Origin of the sequence: Chryseobacterium sp. MEBOG06 (assembly GCF_021869765.1) — a bacterium.
Taxonomy (GTDB): Bacteria; Bacteroidota; Bacteroidia; order Flavobacteriales; family Weeksellaceae; genus Chryseobacterium.
Genome location: NZ_CP084580.1, coordinates 5,116,420 through 5,132,273 on the forward strand (window position 1 = coordinate 5,116,420; position 15,854 = coordinate 5,132,273).

The following is a 15,854-nucleotide window of genomic DNA, read 5'->3' on the forward strand; positions in this document are numbered from 1 at the left end:
AAAAATTTCCAAAATATAGTTCAGCATGATTAAAAATAAAGAAAGCATGGTTAAAAGTTTTTAATATCTCATCGACTGCTGAACGTAGTAAATTCTCTTTTCGGGTTCTTCATCTACGATCATTACACGGGTTCCGTGTTCCAGTTTTGTTCCGTCTTTACTTCTCACCATCAGCGTCATAGGATCGCTTCCGATAAAGACTTCCATCATTCCTATTTTATCATCCTGGATACTTGATTTCAATCGCCCTTCTCTTCCCAGAAAAGCATATGACAACTCTCCTTTATGATTAATCTCTTTAAAAAATGGATTTAGGGGTTTCAAAACCATTTTCGTAATCAGCATTCCGGCAATCATCATTGGAAACAGAGCCAATAACCCTGCCCATGTAGGAAGCGGAATGAAATAATTCAGATAAAATGAGGCCAGCCATGTCACCAGTAACGACAACGTAAGGAAGTAAGTTACCGGAACAATGTCAAGATTAAGAAACTTCAGGAAGTGCATCCATGCAGCAGGATCATGTTCCGGAGCATGAAAATGCCCTTCCGGAGTGTGAACATCTGCACCGCCATCCAGATCAGAATGAATACCCACATCAATATCCAATCCTGTAAGTATGGTAAATAACCAATAGATCACCGAGAGTCCAAGAAGAACACTCAATATGGTGTTCACCGGAGAAAATGCTACATTCAAAAATTCCTGAAAGGTCATATATTAGCCTTTTTTAAGTGTTTCTTTTAATCTGTTTAAAGCTTCTTCAGCTGCGGAGTCGTTGTTGTTTACAATGGCATCTATCTCTTCATCAATACTCTTTCCTGATTTTGAAAGATCAGAATAGGCTTCCGCTAAGGCTTCCTGTTGTACAACTCTATCTTTTAGTTTCTCAAGCATGCTCACTGCGCTTCCGGTATCCATCTGGGTCATTTGCTGATTGATATCTTTCGTTGCTTCGCTCACCTGAACTCTTGCCTTAAGGGTTTTCAGCTCATTTTCCCATTTGGTAATGCCTGATTTCAGTTGATTAATGTTTCCCTGCATCTTTTCACATTCGCCATGAAGTTTTTCGTGTTCTTTTCGCAGTTCAGAGGTTCTTTCCTGTGAAGCCGTCTGCCTTTTCAGCGCTTCTTTGGCAAGGCGGTCTGCTTCCTGAGATTCTACCTCACCTTTTTCTGCTTTCTGAATGATTACAATGGCCTTATTGTAATAGTCATCAGCGGTTTGCTCTTCTGTTTCGGCTTCATTCTTTTTACGAATGGCCAATGCTTTAAGCTGAGCAAGGGCTTCAATGCTTTTTGAAAGCTGTTCTTTCATTTCACGGATTCCCTGTTCTGTTAAATTGATGGGGTCCTCAAAGTTGTCTATCACAGAATGGACCTCTGCTTTTCCGATTGTTAATAATCTTTTAAAAATGTTCATTTTAAATATCTTTTGTGAATTACTTACTCATTTCAAGCATTTCATTGGTAAACTCTCCTACCAGAATTCCCAGTGAATTGATGGATGCCATCACCTCATTCTGTGCCATATTATCGGTTGGAAGGGTATCTCTGAAAATAACCCGCCTTCCGGTAATATCCAAAACAAATGCTCCGTGTACAATATCTCTGTTTTTCTGAAGCAGTCTGAGGAATGTTTTTTCGGATGGATTTTTTATTTCGAAAAGAAACTGCTCCATGATCAGAATGGAATCTGATATAATAAGGATCATATTTTTTATCCCGTTGGATTCTTTTTCAATAATTAAGATTCTCTGAGCTTCGTCTTCCAACGTGATGTTAAATTCATAATCTAAGAGCCACTCTTTGACCGTTCTAAATAGTTGATTTTTCATGATGGCTGGTTTTTGTGTTCAATTTTCTTCTACACAAATATAGCATAAAATTCTCAAATTGCAAATATAATTAGCAATAATTTGTTTCAGATTCTCTATATTTGCAAAAACGATTAGACAAGATGAGCTTCTTTGGAACTAATATTAAGAAAATAAGACAGGTTAAAGGGCTGAGCCAAAAGGCATTTGCTGACTTGTTTGATCTCAACAGAGGTGTAATAAGCTCTTATGAAGAAGGGCGTGCCGAACCAAAAATCGAAACTATATTAAAGGTAGCTAATCATTTCAACCTTAATCTTGATAAGTTACTGACTGAAACGCTTCAGGTAAACCAGTTAGTAAGTGTTTCTGATATTGATCAGCTTATGCTGTTCCCGGAATTAGCCATTCAAAACAGCAAGGCAACTCAAGATAAATTAGAAAAAGATACTCCAGGCGCGGCAATTGTGCAAAAAATATTAGCATCCGTGGATATGGTGTATGAATTTACTCCGGAAGCAAAACTTTTGCCTCAGTATCAATATGGAGATATTTTGTTCCTGAACAAAACAGATCTGAAAAAAGACCCTGTCAATAATCTTTTGGTCTATATTCAAGGGCAATTGCAATATGCTTCTGAGCTTCAGAATCTGACAGCTAATGAAAAGGATCTTTATAAAATTGTAGGATATGTTTCTACTGCCGAAAAGAATATTTTTGCAGATATTTTTGAGCGTCTGAAATATCTGGAGAGCAAAATCAAAAAAGACTAGATTTTTTGATCATTATAAATGAATAAAGACCTCTCAATTAACGATAACTGAGAGGTCTTTTATAGTTGTTATCTGTTTTCACAACCTGTCTGTTCTGACTACGCCAACAAAACATAATCCATTGAGATAAAAACACTTAACTAACTTAACAATTCTATATAAGGAACCGTTCACAAAAGCTTTAAATCAGGACCTTAAAATAAGGTCAGGTTCCTTTCTTCTTTTTCTTAAACCACCATACCATAAAACCGGTAATGGGAAGAGAAGCCCCTATAATGGTGATGAAAAAGTATAAAATTCTTCCCCAAATTCCCCCAAGCGCTGATCCTACATGAAGGTCATAATTAAGTTTCTGAACCTTTGTAGCAAAATCTGCCTTTTCAAATGGAGCGGCATATGCGGAATTATTAATAAGCCTCACCCCCGTATTTCTGTCATAACTGAAACTCTGAAGATCGTAAAACTTACGGTGTGAAGGATATAAGTAAATGCCTATTGTTTCTGCAGAATCTTTAGGAACAGAAAGGTAATATCCTTTTGCTTCTACTCTTCCTATGGCATCTTCCCAGGCCAGCAATATGGATTCCGGTAATTTTTCCGGTTGATAGGAAGTGATATTTTTTAATTCTTTACGTTCTTTATCTGCCGTTTTGCCCAGAGAAGTTGTAAAATAAAGAAACTTATTAAACCAGGGTAACCCATAATACATTCCTGTCATAGAGACTACCAAAAGAATGATGAGGGTATAAAATCCAAAAACATTATGAAGGTCGTAGTTCAGTCTTTTGATCTTGGCGTCCCATTTTACAGAGAAGCTCTGCTTTCGCATTGCTTTTGTCCATTTCTTTGGCCACCATAAGACTAATCCGCTCAGCAAGGTGATAAAAAATATAAAGGTGGAATAATTGATCACCGGCCTGCCAATTTCGGAAGGCAGCCACAAGAAGCGATGCCCCCTTAAAGTCCATTCAAAGAAATCAAATTCTTCTTTAAAGCTTGGTTTGCGGATCACCTCGGCGGTATAAGGATCCAAATGAAGGACATAGCCGGGATTTCTTTTGCCAAACCCTACCATAGCTGCTTTTCCTGTAGGACGCCATATAAACGAGATCTCCTGATCAGGGTAAAGTTTTTTAGCAGTGAGGTAAAGTTCAGCAGGATTAGCCATTGGTTTTCCCGGAGCAGCTTCAATTTTCAAGTCAGGATTGAGCCAGTCTTTGATCTCATCCCGAAAAGACCATGTAACTCCTGTAATACAAATGATAACAATAATAATTCCGGAAAACAGCCCCAGCCACAAATGCAGCCAGGCCGATATTCTGTAGAACAAACTACGGTTATTTTTCTTTTTGGGTTTGGATTTTCCGGTACTCATTTAAAAATTATATGAAAGATTCAGTCTGAAGTTAATCGGATTGGTAGCACGCCATCCGTAGTGGGTATATCCCCATGCTCCAGGATAAAATCCAACATAATTATAACGGTCTGTAAGGTTGTTCACGAGGAATGAAATCTGATAACTGTCTCTTTTATAAGAAACTCCCAAATCCAGGGTAAAGTAATCATCCGGCAGATAAGGGTGATCTGTTACTACCGGCCATGCTGCTCTTTTGGCCTGATATTCATAACCGAAAGAGAAGCCAAGCCCCTCCAGATCTCCTTTAGCAATTGTATATTTGATCCACGCGTTGGTAATATGCTTTGCTGTTCCATAAAGCATCCCTCCTATTTTTTTAGGGTCATTATCTTCTGTCACTTTAGCATCTGTATAAGCGTAATTAAGCAGGATACTCCAATTTTTGCTGATATTCCCATTCAGGTCAAATTCAATTCCTTTAGAGACGCTTTTTCCTGATTGTTCAAAAAGCCCCGGATTGTCAACTCCGGCAGAGGTAAGCATATTGGTTTTAGTAAGATGATAGAAGGTAAGATTGGTCATCAGCTGTCCGTTGAACCAGGTTTTCTTTACTCCAACTTCTGTATTCTTCCCAAAAGAAGGATCTGCCGTACTTCCATTAAGAAGTTTTCCTGTTTGTTCCTGAAAGCTTTCATCGTACAATCCATATAGAGTAAATGTTGGGGTTATCAGCCCTGTAATGCTTACTCTTGGTGTAACCGCTGTATTTTTAACTTCTGCTCCTTTGTCTGCAGCACTGGTTTTTGAAGTAGAAGTATAGCGGAATCCTGCGGCGACTCTTAGTTTATCTTCCAGAAAACGGGCTTCATCCTGCAAATGAAATGAAGTATAAGAATAATCTGTAATATAATTGGCCCCTCGCTCACGAAGTGATTGAGAACGGTCATACACAGGAAGATCAGATTTTTTCAGATTACCGTAAACCGGATTATAAATATTAAATACAGGTCCTACATTCTGTGGAAGCGCAGACCAGTCAGCTACATAGAATTTTTTGCCCATATCTATCCCCGCAAGGATATTATGGTTGATATTTCCTGTTGAAAATTTTCCACGGGTAAATACCTGACCTATGGTGGAGGTATTCAAAGCATCATTAACGCTGATCCCACGGTCTACATCACCTTTTTTCCTTCCTGTTACAGGATTATCAGCCAGAGCAATAGTGTTGTATTTTGCATATAGTGATTCTCCCTGCATCTGGGAACGAACATACCCAAACTGACCCGTGATCAGCCAGTTATCATTAAAGTTATGATTAATCGTTCCGTAGATATTATGCTCCCATGAACGGGTAGGGTCCATAATGGGATCTGAGAATGAAAATGATCTTTTCAATTCTTTGAAACCCTCTATTCCATATACATATTTGGAGAACCCTCCCTGAAAATTATTCTGGGATAATATATATTCCAGCGTCACATTGGTATTTTCTGAGGCAATGTATTTAAAGGACGGATTGATCACATATTGTTCGTGCTCCACATATTGCTGGAATGACCCCTTCTTGGTTCCCATAACGTTAAGTCTTCCCCAGAATTTACCATCTTTACTCAGTTTTTTTTCGATATCTGCTGCGGCACGGAAAAGACTGTTGCTGCCCAATGTGAGCTGAACGTTTCCTTTTTCTCTTCCTACCGGTTTCTTGGTAACAATGTTATAGAACCCTCCCGGCTGGGTATTTCCCATCATAAAACCTGCAGGACCTTTTACAAATTCTACACGGTCTACGAAGGCCATATCTTCACGAAGCGGCCCGAAGCTTCCGCTCACATCCATTCCGTTCCGAAGATTGGAAGCCGAAAAACCTCTCACTGCTATCCCTACACTTCCTTCTTCCTGATGGGTAATGGTACGAACTCCGCTTACATTACGGCTAAGTCCTTCTGCTGTTGTCAGAATCTGCTGATCATTCAGTAGACGCTGATCAATCACCTGAATATTTTGAGGTGTAACGAGCAGGTTTTCTCCCAATCTTAAAGTAGAAGAAGGTATGGTTTTTCTATTTGCAATAACATTTACCCCAACAATCTGATAAGTATCTGTAGTTTGTGTAAAATCATGGCTAATATTTTCATTTTCTTTCAGGGTAAAGGAATAGGTTTTCGCCACATCCGGATCATCTACCTGAAGAATATAATTTCCAGCAGGCATATTATTGAATTTGTAGATCCCGTTCTCATCAGTATAGGTTTCTGCTTCTCCGTTATTCAGAATGACTTTCACAGACGCTACGGGCTGCTTTTGTGAATTAAAAACTTTCCCGGTAATCTGTGTTGTACTTTGTGCCCACATGGCAGCTGGAAATAATAATGCTGAGAAAAGAAGCCTGTTCTTCTTCATAAATTGTTATTTAGAATTAGTTTAATTAAATTTACGGTGGCAAAATTAAGTGTTGTCATCAGGAAACACTTTTGAGCTTGGGATTAATACTTTAGAATTTGGGAGAGATCGTACCGGACCATGCAATAGCGAGGCAAATTTTAGACTTCTTTGGTGAAGATCACAGAAATGGAGTGCCTGAAATCTTTACTAACGATGTAGGAACATTCGAAACTCTTACATTATATAAGGGAGATGAGTTTCTGGTAAAAGAGTATAAATCTACGTATGATGAAGACTATACAATGAAATTCTGTACTGATGAGTCAAAATATATAGAACTCGCATTTTTTCTTGACGGCTCAGAGGTTATCAGAGATTCTGTAAATGGACGAATTGGAGAATATAAGCTGTTTCACCATTATATTTACTTTACCCAGGGGAATTCTGATGTTGAAATTTATTTTCAAAAAGAAATCTGTTATAAAAACCTGGATATCTATGTGGCCAAGGATTATTTTCATCAGTTAGCAGAGAATAGTGATGCATTAAAAGATTTTATCAGGAAAATAGACCGGGAGAAATCTGCCAGCCTTTTCCCTGAAGGACTTCCAATAACTCCACAGATGATGAGCATCTTGCTGGAGATAAAAAAATGTACTTTGGAGGGCTTTTACCGGGATTATTATATCAAAAGCAGGATATTAAGCCTATTACTACTCATTTTCGAATTTGCAAAAAGTGAAGAAGAGGCGACCTCACCGAAAAGCAAAACGTCTATAAGTACTACGGAGATCCACAAACTGATGGAAGTAAAAGAGTTTGTAGAAGGAAATCTGAAATCATTTTATACAATAGAACAGCTTTCTTTGAAATTTGGGATTAATGAGTTTAAATTAAAAACCGGATTTAAGGAATTGTTCGGAGAGGGTGTTTTCCATTATGCTTCCAAACTCAGAATGAAAGAAGCACTCTATTTACTGAAAAATGCTGACTTTTCGATCAAAGAAATTGCCTATCATCTTGGTTATGCTTCTCCATCTTCCTTTAGTGTCGCTTTTAAAAACGAAATGGGAGTAGGCCCTAGTTATTATCGTAAGAAAAATTTATTGTAAGAATTCCTTTTTTTAGTTCCTGAGGAAAACGTCAAGTGTTAAAAGCAGTTACTTTCCTTTTATTTTGCTATTCCATCATAAAAACTAAACTTTTGTGTAGTCCCAATTATGGAGCATCCTTCTATTTTTGTAATAAATTAAAAATAATGGAAGAGCAATATTCCCGAAACAGGCTGTATGTAAAAGAAGAAGAACAGAATATTATTAAAAATTTTTCTATTTTACTAGCCGGATGCGGTATTGGCAGTAATATTGCGGAATGCGCCTTACGTTTTGGCTTTGAGAACATTACACTGATAGATGGGGATACTATTGAACAGTCTAATCTTAACAGGCAAAATTATACGTATCAGGATATCTCTTCTTATAAAGCAGAAACTTTATACCACCGGCTGAAAAGCATTAATCCAAATGCCAATATAAAGTACCACAGCGAATTCATCAATCAGGATAATGTGTCGGAGATTATTGGAGAGCATGACATTGCTATCAATGCTCTGGACTTCTCCACAGATATTCCGATTATTTTCGACAAAATATGCCAGGAAAGGAATATTCCTGTTCTACACCCTTATAATCTGGGCTGGGGCGCACTGGTTATGGTAATCTCTGAAAGCATGGGATTAGAATCTTTAAAGAAAGATGAGGAAGTTTTTAATGAGGTGAGTGTTGTACAATATGTATCCAGCCACATGAGATACTGGGGGCATCCTCAGAAATGGCTGGAAGATATCGTTGATGAGTATCTCAACGAAAATAAACGGCTTCCGCCACCTCAGCTGGCTATTGCTTCTTCTCTGGGTGCTGCAAGCTGTGTAAAGATAGCGTTCAATATTGCGACCAATAAGCCTATAAGAAAGTTCCCGGAATTTTATTTAACAACTATTGATTAAAATAGTTTATCAGCTTTTTAAAACCTTTTCATTATACTTCGTCACCAGCATATAGCCTCCCTCTTGGGAGGCTATATCAATAAGATCTGTTTCGCAAAGGGATTCTATTCTCGCAATTTGATCTTTATCTGATTTTATAGGGCCCAATTCATCATCGAAGCGGGCAATGGTTTCAATGGCATTTTTAATAGTGTCTGTCAGCTTTTGGAAATCATCTTCATGTATCTGTATATTTTTAAGGTAATTCTCTAATCTTGCTCCTTCTCTATAGTGAGGATAGTTTTCCAGGCCCATGAATGCAAGCATCCATTCTTTGTTGTATCTTCCAAAAGCTTTGCATATTCCGATATAATCGGCTATAAGCTCATCATGTAGATTATTGGAAGCTGACCCGTATCTTTTTAAGGTATACAGATGTGTACATTCATGTTCCAGTCTTATTGTGTAGGAACAGGCCGTCCATTTCTCCTGCAAAAGGCCTAATTGATCTGCGGGAACATTGCTGTAGGGTTTTGTACTTAATACGATGATTTTATCTTTGTACATTTCCGGATTGGGCAGAATATTTTCAGAGAATTCACTGTTCCAGTTTCCCAGAGGGTTATTTACGATCCACTTTTCTTTTAAATTATGAATTCTGGCCCAATTATTTATTCCACTGGCCAGAAAAGCCCCCATAGACTGGGGTATTGGCGCTGGGTTATTTTTATGGAGAAAACTCTGTACGAGGGTGGTAAAATCGTCATTGTCATTTATTGAAACTACAGGGATTGTTCCTGCAATACTATTATGTATTTTGATTTTTAAGCCAGCCGCATCGTTCAGTTCCAATTTTTCTTCCAGAGTTCTGTATGAATCTTTTCCTTTCAAAACAGCATTGATATAGTCTCCTGTCTTATGTATGTCTGTTTGTATGGGAAAGCATAATTGAGGATAAAAGTTTTTTAGAATATGAAATGCGCTAAAGTTTCCAGTTTCCAGGTAGTTTTCCCAAAACTTTACACAAGAATTTTCTTCAGAGGATATGGTACTGATATCTTCTGAAGAAAATTTATTTTGAAAATACGTTTCAAGTTCATTGTCCTGTTTCAATGCGTCCATCTTTTTCATATTAGCACTAAGCAATCTGTCTTTTTGCCAATTGAGAGAAAAGACCATCCAGCTCCATCAGCTCTTCATAAGTGCCTGTTTCTACGATAGTTCCTTTATCCATCACATAGATACGGTCTGCATTTTTAATGGTGCTTAATCTGTGAGCAATGATAATACGGGTTGCCTGCAGTTTATCCAAACTTTCTGAAACGATATTCTGGGTTCTGTTATCTAATGCACTGGTTGCCTCATCCATAAACAGTAATCTTGGTTTATGAACAATGGCACGGGCGATCATCAGACGCTGTCTCTGCCCTCCTGAAAATGTTCCTGCTCCTTCACTTACCACCGTGTGCATTTCCATAGGCATTTGTTTAATATCTTCTTCCATACCTGCCATTCTGGCGGCATCCCAGGCATCATCTAACGTCAATTCTGAATTTCCTACAATATTCTGGTAAATACTTCCTGACATCAGTGATCCGTTTTGCAATACTACTCCTATCTGCCTTCTTACCAATTCTTTGTTCATAGAGTCAAAAGAGTCGCCATCGAAATAAATAGATCCCAGCTCGGGATATTCAAATCCTAAAAGCAGTCTCATAATGGTAGATTTCCCTGATCCGGAAGCACCTACAAAAGCAACCATTTCGCCGGGCTTAATTTTAAAGGTAACATTATTCAGGACTAAAGGCTGGTCTTCGTTGTATCTGAATGAAACAGAATTCATTTCGATATCTCCTGCGAGTTCTCCCGGATCTACGCTCTGGTCTGCAGATTCTGTTTCTTCTTCTAAAATAGGTTTTACTCTTTCATATAAAGTGATCACATTCAGTGAAGTAATCAAAGCCATGCTTAATCGTAAACTGTCACCCAAAAATTGGTTGAACGCCGTAATGAATGCCATAAATGCTCCTACCGTCAGCATTGTTGTAGCTGTATCGGAATTAAGTACGGTATAATAAAGAAAAGAAAAAAAGAATATACTTGTCAAAAGAGGATAGGAAGCATTAAATGTTTCAACAAAGTTCTGATAGCTTCCTGAGACAAATCCTAATTTTTTTAACTTAGAAAATTTGTCAGCCCAAAGGGTAAAGATTCTTCTTTCTCCTCCTGTTATTCTTATTTTGGAAATCCCCGATAAAAATTCAAACAGAAACCCCTGTATTTCTCCCTGATATTTAGATACTTCTCTATCATACTTCAGCTTAAGCCAGCCAATCGTAATCATAAAAACAACAGCAATAAGTCCTAAACATACTCCAATCCATGCCAATTTAGAGTCATAATAAAAGAGAAGGCCAAGGTTTACAAAAGAAAATGCTCCACTCAGTACTGCCGTCATCAAGGTGCTTGAAACAATCTGACGTATTGTATTTATGCTTAACACCCTGTTTGTAAGGTCTCCTGCACTAAATTTTTTGTAGAAAGTAACTGGCAGTCTCAGCATATGATCCATAACGCCGGCCTGAAGATTGATACTGGACTTGGTTTCTACTCTTAATTGTAATACTCCCTGAGCGAGATGTAATCCCGCTGTGACAAGACCGATCATTACCATAATGGTAAAAACCTCTGTATGAAGTGACTTGTCTGCTGTAGGAATAACGTCATCATACATCATTCCCGACAATATAGGGACCAGCAAACCGATCACACTTCCTGCCAAAGCAGCTAGTATAAGCACTTTTGCGTCTTTCTTTACTCCCTTTATGGCAAAGTTTGCTACTTTTTTTACGGAAGTCATCTTCCCGTCAAATCCTGAGAAAAACATGTAGCCTATAGGTTCCAATGTTTCTGCGATCTCATTATTGATGATTGTTTCTATTCCGGTTGACAGGTCTTTTAATATATAACTGCTGGAGGTCGCCTGTAATAAAGCAACAGGAGTTTTATCTTTTTTGGTGAATGCCAGTAGATGTCCGTTTTCTTCTTTCCACCAGGTTCCTCTCAGAATTATTTTACGAATTCGTATTCTGGAACTTTTTGCGATGGCATAAAGCTGATTGGTAACGCTATTTTCGTAGGATTCTATGTGTTTAGGCTCGTCCATTTTAAAGCCGGACTGCTCTCCTATTAACTGACAGGTTGAAAAAAGAACATTCTTCCTATTGGAGATTTGTGATGCTTTAGCATATGTGTTCTCATTATTGCCTGCTACAATGGATCTTATTTTCTGTAAAGTACTTCTAATACTCTCTTCTTCTATTACCCGCTTTTCCTGGAAATGCTTACTTTCTTCCAGTTTCTGAGTATCTATAATCGCATTGAGCTGAGTGTAAAAATGTTCTTCCAGCTTCGTTAATGAAAGTAAAAAATAGATCTCATCCTGAAGAACCTCTCTTGTACTCAATACTTTTATCTCGGTATCATTACTTAATGATTTTATCCATAGTTTGTTTGATACAGGGGTAAGAAAGCCGGGAAGTTTATCATAGCTGATATTAGTACTTTCCGCATAAATATTGACTTCTCCTTTCAGGATATGCACCCAGTTGATCCCACTGGAAGGGAAAGCAATGCTGTTTTTTTCTAACAGGGTCACTTTATACTCATCCAAAGCTTTATAAACTCTTGGGCTGTTGCCATTGCATACTACAGAAGTGGTTTTGGAAATCCACTGATTCATCATATTCTTCAGAAAGAAATGATCCATCTCAAGGAGTTTGCTTTTATCAATAGGCAATAGTTTTGCATCATTTGAAAACGCAATAAGTCTTGTGTTATTTTCTGTAGCGGTTTCTGTCAGCAAGCTAAATAAGATCTCTCCTTTCTGCACGGTATAAAAGTGCTTTAAGGGAATCAAATAGTTACCGCTTTCGTCTATTTTAGTGTAAAATACATTTACCTCACCGGAAAGTACCATCCAAAACTTGTCAGTATCATTCAGGGTAAAAGGATTTTCAACATTTATATATATCTTTTCTTTTACAGGCATGGCATTTTATTTTGTTTCAATTAATTTGGAGTAGACCCCATTTTGTTTCATCAGTTCATGATGGGTTCCTCTTTCCACTATTTTTCCGTATTCCATTACAATGATTTCATCACAGTCTATAATGGTACTTAGTCTGTGGGCTACAATCAGGCAGGTACAGCCTCTTTTTTTGACATTGTCCATCACCGTCTTTTCAGCAGTAGGGTCTAGTGCGCTGGTTGCCTCATCCATTATTAAGATTGAAGGGTTGGTTGCCAATGCTCTTGCGATCTCCAGACGCTGGCGCTGCCCACCGCTAAAGTTAGACCCTCCTTCCAGAACAGTACTGTCATATGCATCATTCCTAGCGGCAATCACATCATGAATGGCGGCATCTCTTGCAGACTGTATGATACTTTTGTCTGATATGGTAGCATCCCAAAAGGATATATTTTCTTTGATGGTCCCATTGAAAATAAGAACTTCCTGATCAATCACTGCTAATGACTCAGTAATTACATTTCTTGGGATTTCTTCTTTATTTTTTCCGTCGAGCAGGATCTCTCCTTTCCAGGGTTTGTATAAGCCTGAAGCTATTTTAGCGACTGTTGACTTTCCACTTCCCGATCCTCCTACGAGAGCTACTCTGCTCCCCGGCTTCAGTTTTAAGTTGAAATTTTCTATAAGGGCTGGCGTTGTAGTATTGTATCCAAATGTAACATCCCGCATTTCAAAATAGCCTACCAACTTACTATTCATCTCTTCTCTAACTACGGATTCACCTTCCTGATTTTCTTTAAACTGATCATCTACTTCATAGTTTATTACATCATCTATTCTGTTCATATCACTTTCAGTTTCATGCAGCATGGTCCCCACAGAAATCAATTGGTTAACAGGTGATATGAAGTTACTCATCAGATAGGTAAAAGCTACAAGAGCCCCAAGAGTCATTTCTCCATCCATAATTCTTAATGCTCCTACTCCTAAAATCAATGTTGTTGTAAGGGAAGTAACAAGTGGCGGGATTGCGTTCAGCTTAATCGTTAACCAGCCTAACTCCTGCTGAGCATTCATTACTTTTGACAGATATCCTATCCAGTTGGTAAAGAAATCATTTTCTCTTCCGGAAGCTTTCAGGGTTTCTATCATACTGATCCCTGATGTGGTGGTTCCCAGCAATTTACCATTTTCGTTACTTAAGCGTCTGTTACCATCTTTTCTTGCTGTGGAAACGTATCTTAAAACGGCCACATTAATGCCAGCCATAAATATTCCTATTAAGGTCAGAGGAATGTCATAGGAGAACATTAAAATAGCATAAAAAATAACGACAATAATGTTGAGGGCTGCATTGGCAAGATCTCCACTTAAGAGCTTGGCAACTTTATCATTCAGAGAAACCCTATTTCCTATTTCACCACTATACCGTTGGGTAAAAAAGGCAATGGGCAGATGAAATACATGCCATAGAAATTTACTGGAGGTTGTAAGTGCCAATTTTGTTTCCAATTTCAGAAGATAGTACTGCTGGATATAAACCAAAGCAGAATTAACTATCAGAACGGCTCCCATAATCAGCAATAAAGGCATCACAAAACCTGAATAGCCGTTGATCAAATATTTATCTATAAAGATTTTGATGAATGACGGAATGACCAATCCCGGAATAACCAAAAAAAGGCTGGCCAATATAAGATAGATGATACTCAACTTGGAATTGGATACCCTTGACGCCAAAGAAGACATCAGTCCTCTTTTTTCATTCCCTTTTTCAAAGTTTTCACCAGGCTCGAAAGTAAGTACAACACCTGTATAGGCATCATCAAATTCTTCATGGGTAACCTGATATCTTCCCTGAGCCGGATCACTCAGATATACTTTATTTTTTGTAAAGCCTTCTAAAACCAAAAAGTGATTAAAATTCCAGAAAATAATAGCCGGAGTCTTGACCTGCATTACTTTTTCTATAGATTTGGCATATCCTTTTGCTTCCAGCCCATATTCTTTTGCTGCTTTTATGACATTGGTTGCTTTTAACCCATCTCTGGAAACTCCACAGGCAATTCTCAACTTCTCTAAGGGAACGAATTTACCGAAATAGCCTAAGATAATACTCAATGCCGCGGCTCCGCATTCTACACTCTCCATCTGCAAAACTGTAGGAACTTTTACAGGTCTTGCTTGTTTTTCTATCACAAAGTTTGTTTTGTTACCCATCTTTTACATTCAATTTTAGTACAGATCAAAGAATTTTTTAAACGCTGGAACTACAATGGTAGCAGGCGGTTCCTGATTTATTGTAATCTTACCATTGCAGGAAGTTCCTTCTTTTATGGAAACATTGGGCCCTTTGGCGGAAGTCCATTTATAACCACTATAGGAATTAGGATCTTTTTCAAATTCTACATGAACTTCAAACAGAGGTCCTGAAGCTAATAATCCTTTGGCCAACTGATCATTTTTCACAGAAGTCATCATTCCCTGCTGGGTAATGGGGAAATCTGAGACATAGGTAACTTTTCCTTCAATAAATCCATATTCCTGGGGCTGTACAGTGGAAGGAACCACAAAAGCTTCCATTCCTTTTTTAATTTTTTTACCATCCTGAGAAGGGATATAAAGTACTCCCTTCAGGGTTGCCAATTTTTCTGTACCTATGTTTTTTAATTTGAATAATGGTGTCCCCGCACCTACCACTCCTCCGGCATCAGTCAGTACTTCTACTACTTCACCATCGTAAGGACTTTTTATTTTATTTTGGGTTTCATATCTTTCTGATAAAAACTGGAGGTTTCTTTCGGCTTCGGAAATACGCTGATTTTGAAGGGTTATTTTTTGCTGTAAATCAAATCCGATATTATGCTGCTGGCTTGACGTTTCTGCCATCTGCCCTTTAAGCCTTTCGATCGTATTTTTTGATGCGTCTATCTGCTGTTTGGTTCCAGCGACCTGAGATTTGATGATGAGTCCTTTATTCAATAGATTGTTTTCAGATTCTAATTGATTGTAAAGAAATGCAAGCTTCTTCTTTTCTGCTTCTATTTCTCCCTGAATGCTAACTCTGTTTTGGCTGATCAACTGCCCTTCCAGATGGCTTCCCTGATTTCCATAGGCCATTAATTTTCCCATCTCAAATTTCCTGTCTGACAGAACTGCTTTTGCATCCTCAATCTGCTGATAAAGATCGGGCTGCTGGATGGTGGCGATCACATCTCCCTTTTTCACATGGTCTCCAATGCCAACGTGTAATTTTACAAGCTGCCCCTGAGAGGTGGCAACTACTTCGTGAACTTCTCCACCGAGTACCACACCTATTGCGTTCAGCTTTGTTTTCACAGTACCGAATACTGCCCAGCAAATCCCCGTTCCCAATGCGATGAAGACGGTAACAAGGGCAATCCAGGCTTTTGGACCTGTAACTTTTATTAACTGATCTAATTTTTCGGGAGTAGATAGTTTTTCTAATGCTGACTTTCTAAAAAAACCTGCTGACATAGTTTTAGTGT

At 38.2% G+C, this 15,854-nt stretch carries 12 protein-coding genes; 3 read left to right on the top strand and 9 right to left on the bottom strand.

What is annotated here, in order from left to right; all coding sequences use genetic code 11:
- Window positions 1-60: 60 nt before the first annotated feature.
- Genes LF887_RS23280 through LF887_RS23290 form a run of 3 tightly spaced genes read right to left on the bottom strand, consistent with a single transcriptional unit; the run spans window position 61 to window position 1,837 of the window.
- Window positions 61-717, bottom strand: a complete 657-nt coding sequence (locus LF887_RS23280) for a hypothetical protein (RefSeq protein ID WP_236856620.1) — start codon at window positions 715-717, stop codon at window positions 61-63.
- 3 nt (window positions 718-720) lie between these two features.
- A complete protein-coding gene (locus LF887_RS23285; protein WP_236856621.1) occupies window positions 721-1,422 on the bottom strand; it encodes a PspA/IM30 family protein in 702 nt (233 codons plus the stop codon).
- Between the two features lie 19 nt (window positions 1,423-1,441).
- On the bottom strand, window positions 1,442-1,837 hold the full coding sequence (locus LF887_RS23290; RefSeq protein ID WP_236856622.1) for a YbjN domain-containing protein: 396 nt from the start codon (window positions 1,835-1,837) through the stop codon (window positions 1,442-1,444).
- A gap of 122 nt (window positions 1,838-1,959) precedes the next feature.
- On the opposite strand from LF887_RS23290, the gene LF887_RS23295 reads away from it, so the two are divergent.
- A complete protein-coding gene (locus LF887_RS23295) occupies window positions 1,960-2,589 on the top strand; it encodes a helix-turn-helix domain-containing protein (protein ID WP_236856623.1) in 630 nt (209 codons plus the stop codon).
- A gap of 205 nt (window positions 2,590-2,794) precedes the next feature.
- Here the strand turns inward: LF887_RS23295 and LF887_RS23300 are convergent, their stop codons facing one another.
- Both LF887_RS23300 and LF887_RS23305 read right to left on the bottom strand, forming a co-directional pair.
- On the bottom strand, window positions 2,795-3,964 hold the full coding sequence (locus tag LF887_RS23300) for a PepSY-associated TM helix domain-containing protein (protein ID WP_236856624.1): 1,170 nt from the start codon (window positions 3,962-3,964) through the stop codon (window positions 2,795-2,797).
- Window positions 3,965-6,349 carry a TonB-dependent receptor gene (locus LF887_RS23305; protein WP_236856625.1) on the bottom strand — a complete coding sequence of 795 codons (2,385 nt, stop codon included), beginning with the start codon at window positions 6,347-6,349 and terminating at the stop codon, window positions 3,965-3,967.
- Between the two features lie 98 nt (window positions 6,350-6,447).
- Here LF887_RS23305 and LF887_RS23310 point away from each other — a divergent pair, with 98 nt between their 5' ends.
- Window positions 6,448-7,443, top strand: coding sequence for a helix-turn-helix transcriptional regulator (locus LF887_RS23310; protein ID WP_236856626.1), 996 nt, complete (start codon window positions 6,448-6,450; stop codon window positions 7,441-7,443).
- A gap of 146 nt (window positions 7,444-7,589) precedes the next feature.
- Entirely contained in the window at window positions 7,590-8,336 is a 747-nt protein-coding gene (locus tag LF887_RS23315; protein WP_236856627.1) for a ThiF family adenylyltransferase, read from the top strand.
- A 9-nt stretch (window positions 8,337-8,345) separates the two neighbouring features.
- On the opposite strand, the gene LF887_RS23320 is transcribed toward LF887_RS23315, so the two are convergent.
- From LF887_RS23320 to LF887_RS23335, 4 genes are read right to left on the bottom strand one after another with little or no spacing between them, the layout of a single operon-like run.
- Window positions 8,346-9,437: a DUF7005 family protein gene (locus LF887_RS23320; protein WP_236856628.1), complete on the bottom strand. Its 1,092-nt coding sequence runs from the start codon at window positions 9,435-9,437 to the stop codon at window positions 8,346-8,348.
- 16 nt (window positions 9,438-9,453) lie between these two features.
- Complete coding sequence (locus LF887_RS23325; RefSeq protein WP_236856629.1) at window positions 9,454-12,366, bottom strand: NHLP bacteriocin export ABC transporter permease/ATPase subunit; 2,913 nt, start codon at window positions 12,364-12,366, stop codon at window positions 9,454-9,456.
- Window positions 12,367-12,372: 6 nt separating this feature from the next.
- Window positions 12,373-14,565: an NHLP family bacteriocin export ABC transporter peptidase/permease/ATPase subunit gene (locus tag LF887_RS23330; RefSeq protein ID WP_236856630.1), complete on the bottom strand. Its 2,193-nt coding sequence runs from the start codon at window positions 14,563-14,565 to the stop codon at window positions 12,373-12,375.
- Between the two features lie 15 nt (window positions 14,566-14,580).
- A complete protein-coding gene (locus LF887_RS23335; protein ID WP_236856631.1) occupies window positions 14,581-15,843 on the bottom strand; it encodes an NHLP bacteriocin system secretion protein in 1,263 nt (420 codons plus the stop codon).
- Window positions 15,844-15,854 lie beyond the last annotated feature (11 nt).

Coding starts and splice junctions, on each gene's coding strand:
- LF887_RS23305 (WP_236856625.1), bottom strand. CDS start 6,349: ATGAAGAAGAACAGGCTTCTTTTCTCAGCATTATTATTTCCAGCTGCC.
- LF887_RS23335 (WP_236856631.1), bottom strand. CDS start 15,843: ATGTCAGCAGGTTTTTTTAGAAAGTCAGCATTAGAAAAACTATCTACT.
- LF887_RS23300 (WP_236856624.1), bottom strand. CDS start 3,964: ATGAGTACCGGAAAATCCAAACCCAAAAAGAAAAATAACCGTAGTTTG.
- LF887_RS23280 (WP_236856620.1), bottom strand. CDS start 717: ATGACCTTTCAGGAATTTTTGAATGTAGCATTTTCTCCGGTGAACACC.
- LF887_RS23290 (WP_236856622.1), bottom strand. CDS start 1,837: ATGAAAAATCAACTATTTAGAACGGTCAAAGAGTGGCTCTTAGATTAT.
- LF887_RS23325 (WP_236856629.1), bottom strand. CDS start 12,366: ATGCCTGTAAAAGAAAAGATATATATAAATGTTGAAAATCCTTTTACC.
- LF887_RS23320 (WP_236856628.1), bottom strand. CDS start 9,437: ATGGACGCATTGAAACAGGACAATGAACTTGAAACGTATTTTCAAAAT.
- LF887_RS23330 (WP_236856630.1), bottom strand. CDS start 14,565: ATGGGTAACAAAACAAACTTTGTGATAGAAAAACAAGCAAGACCTGTA.
- LF887_RS23285 (WP_236856621.1), bottom strand. CDS start 1,422: ATGAACATTTTTAAAAGATTATTAACAATCGGAAAAGCAGAGGTCCAT.
- LF887_RS23315 (WP_236856627.1), top strand. CDS start 7,590: ATGGAAGAGCAATATTCCCGAAACAGGCTGTATGTAAAAGAAGAAGAA.
- LF887_RS23295 (WP_236856623.1), top strand. CDS start 1,960: ATGAGCTTCTTTGGAACTAATATTAAGAAAATAAGACAGGTTAAAGGG.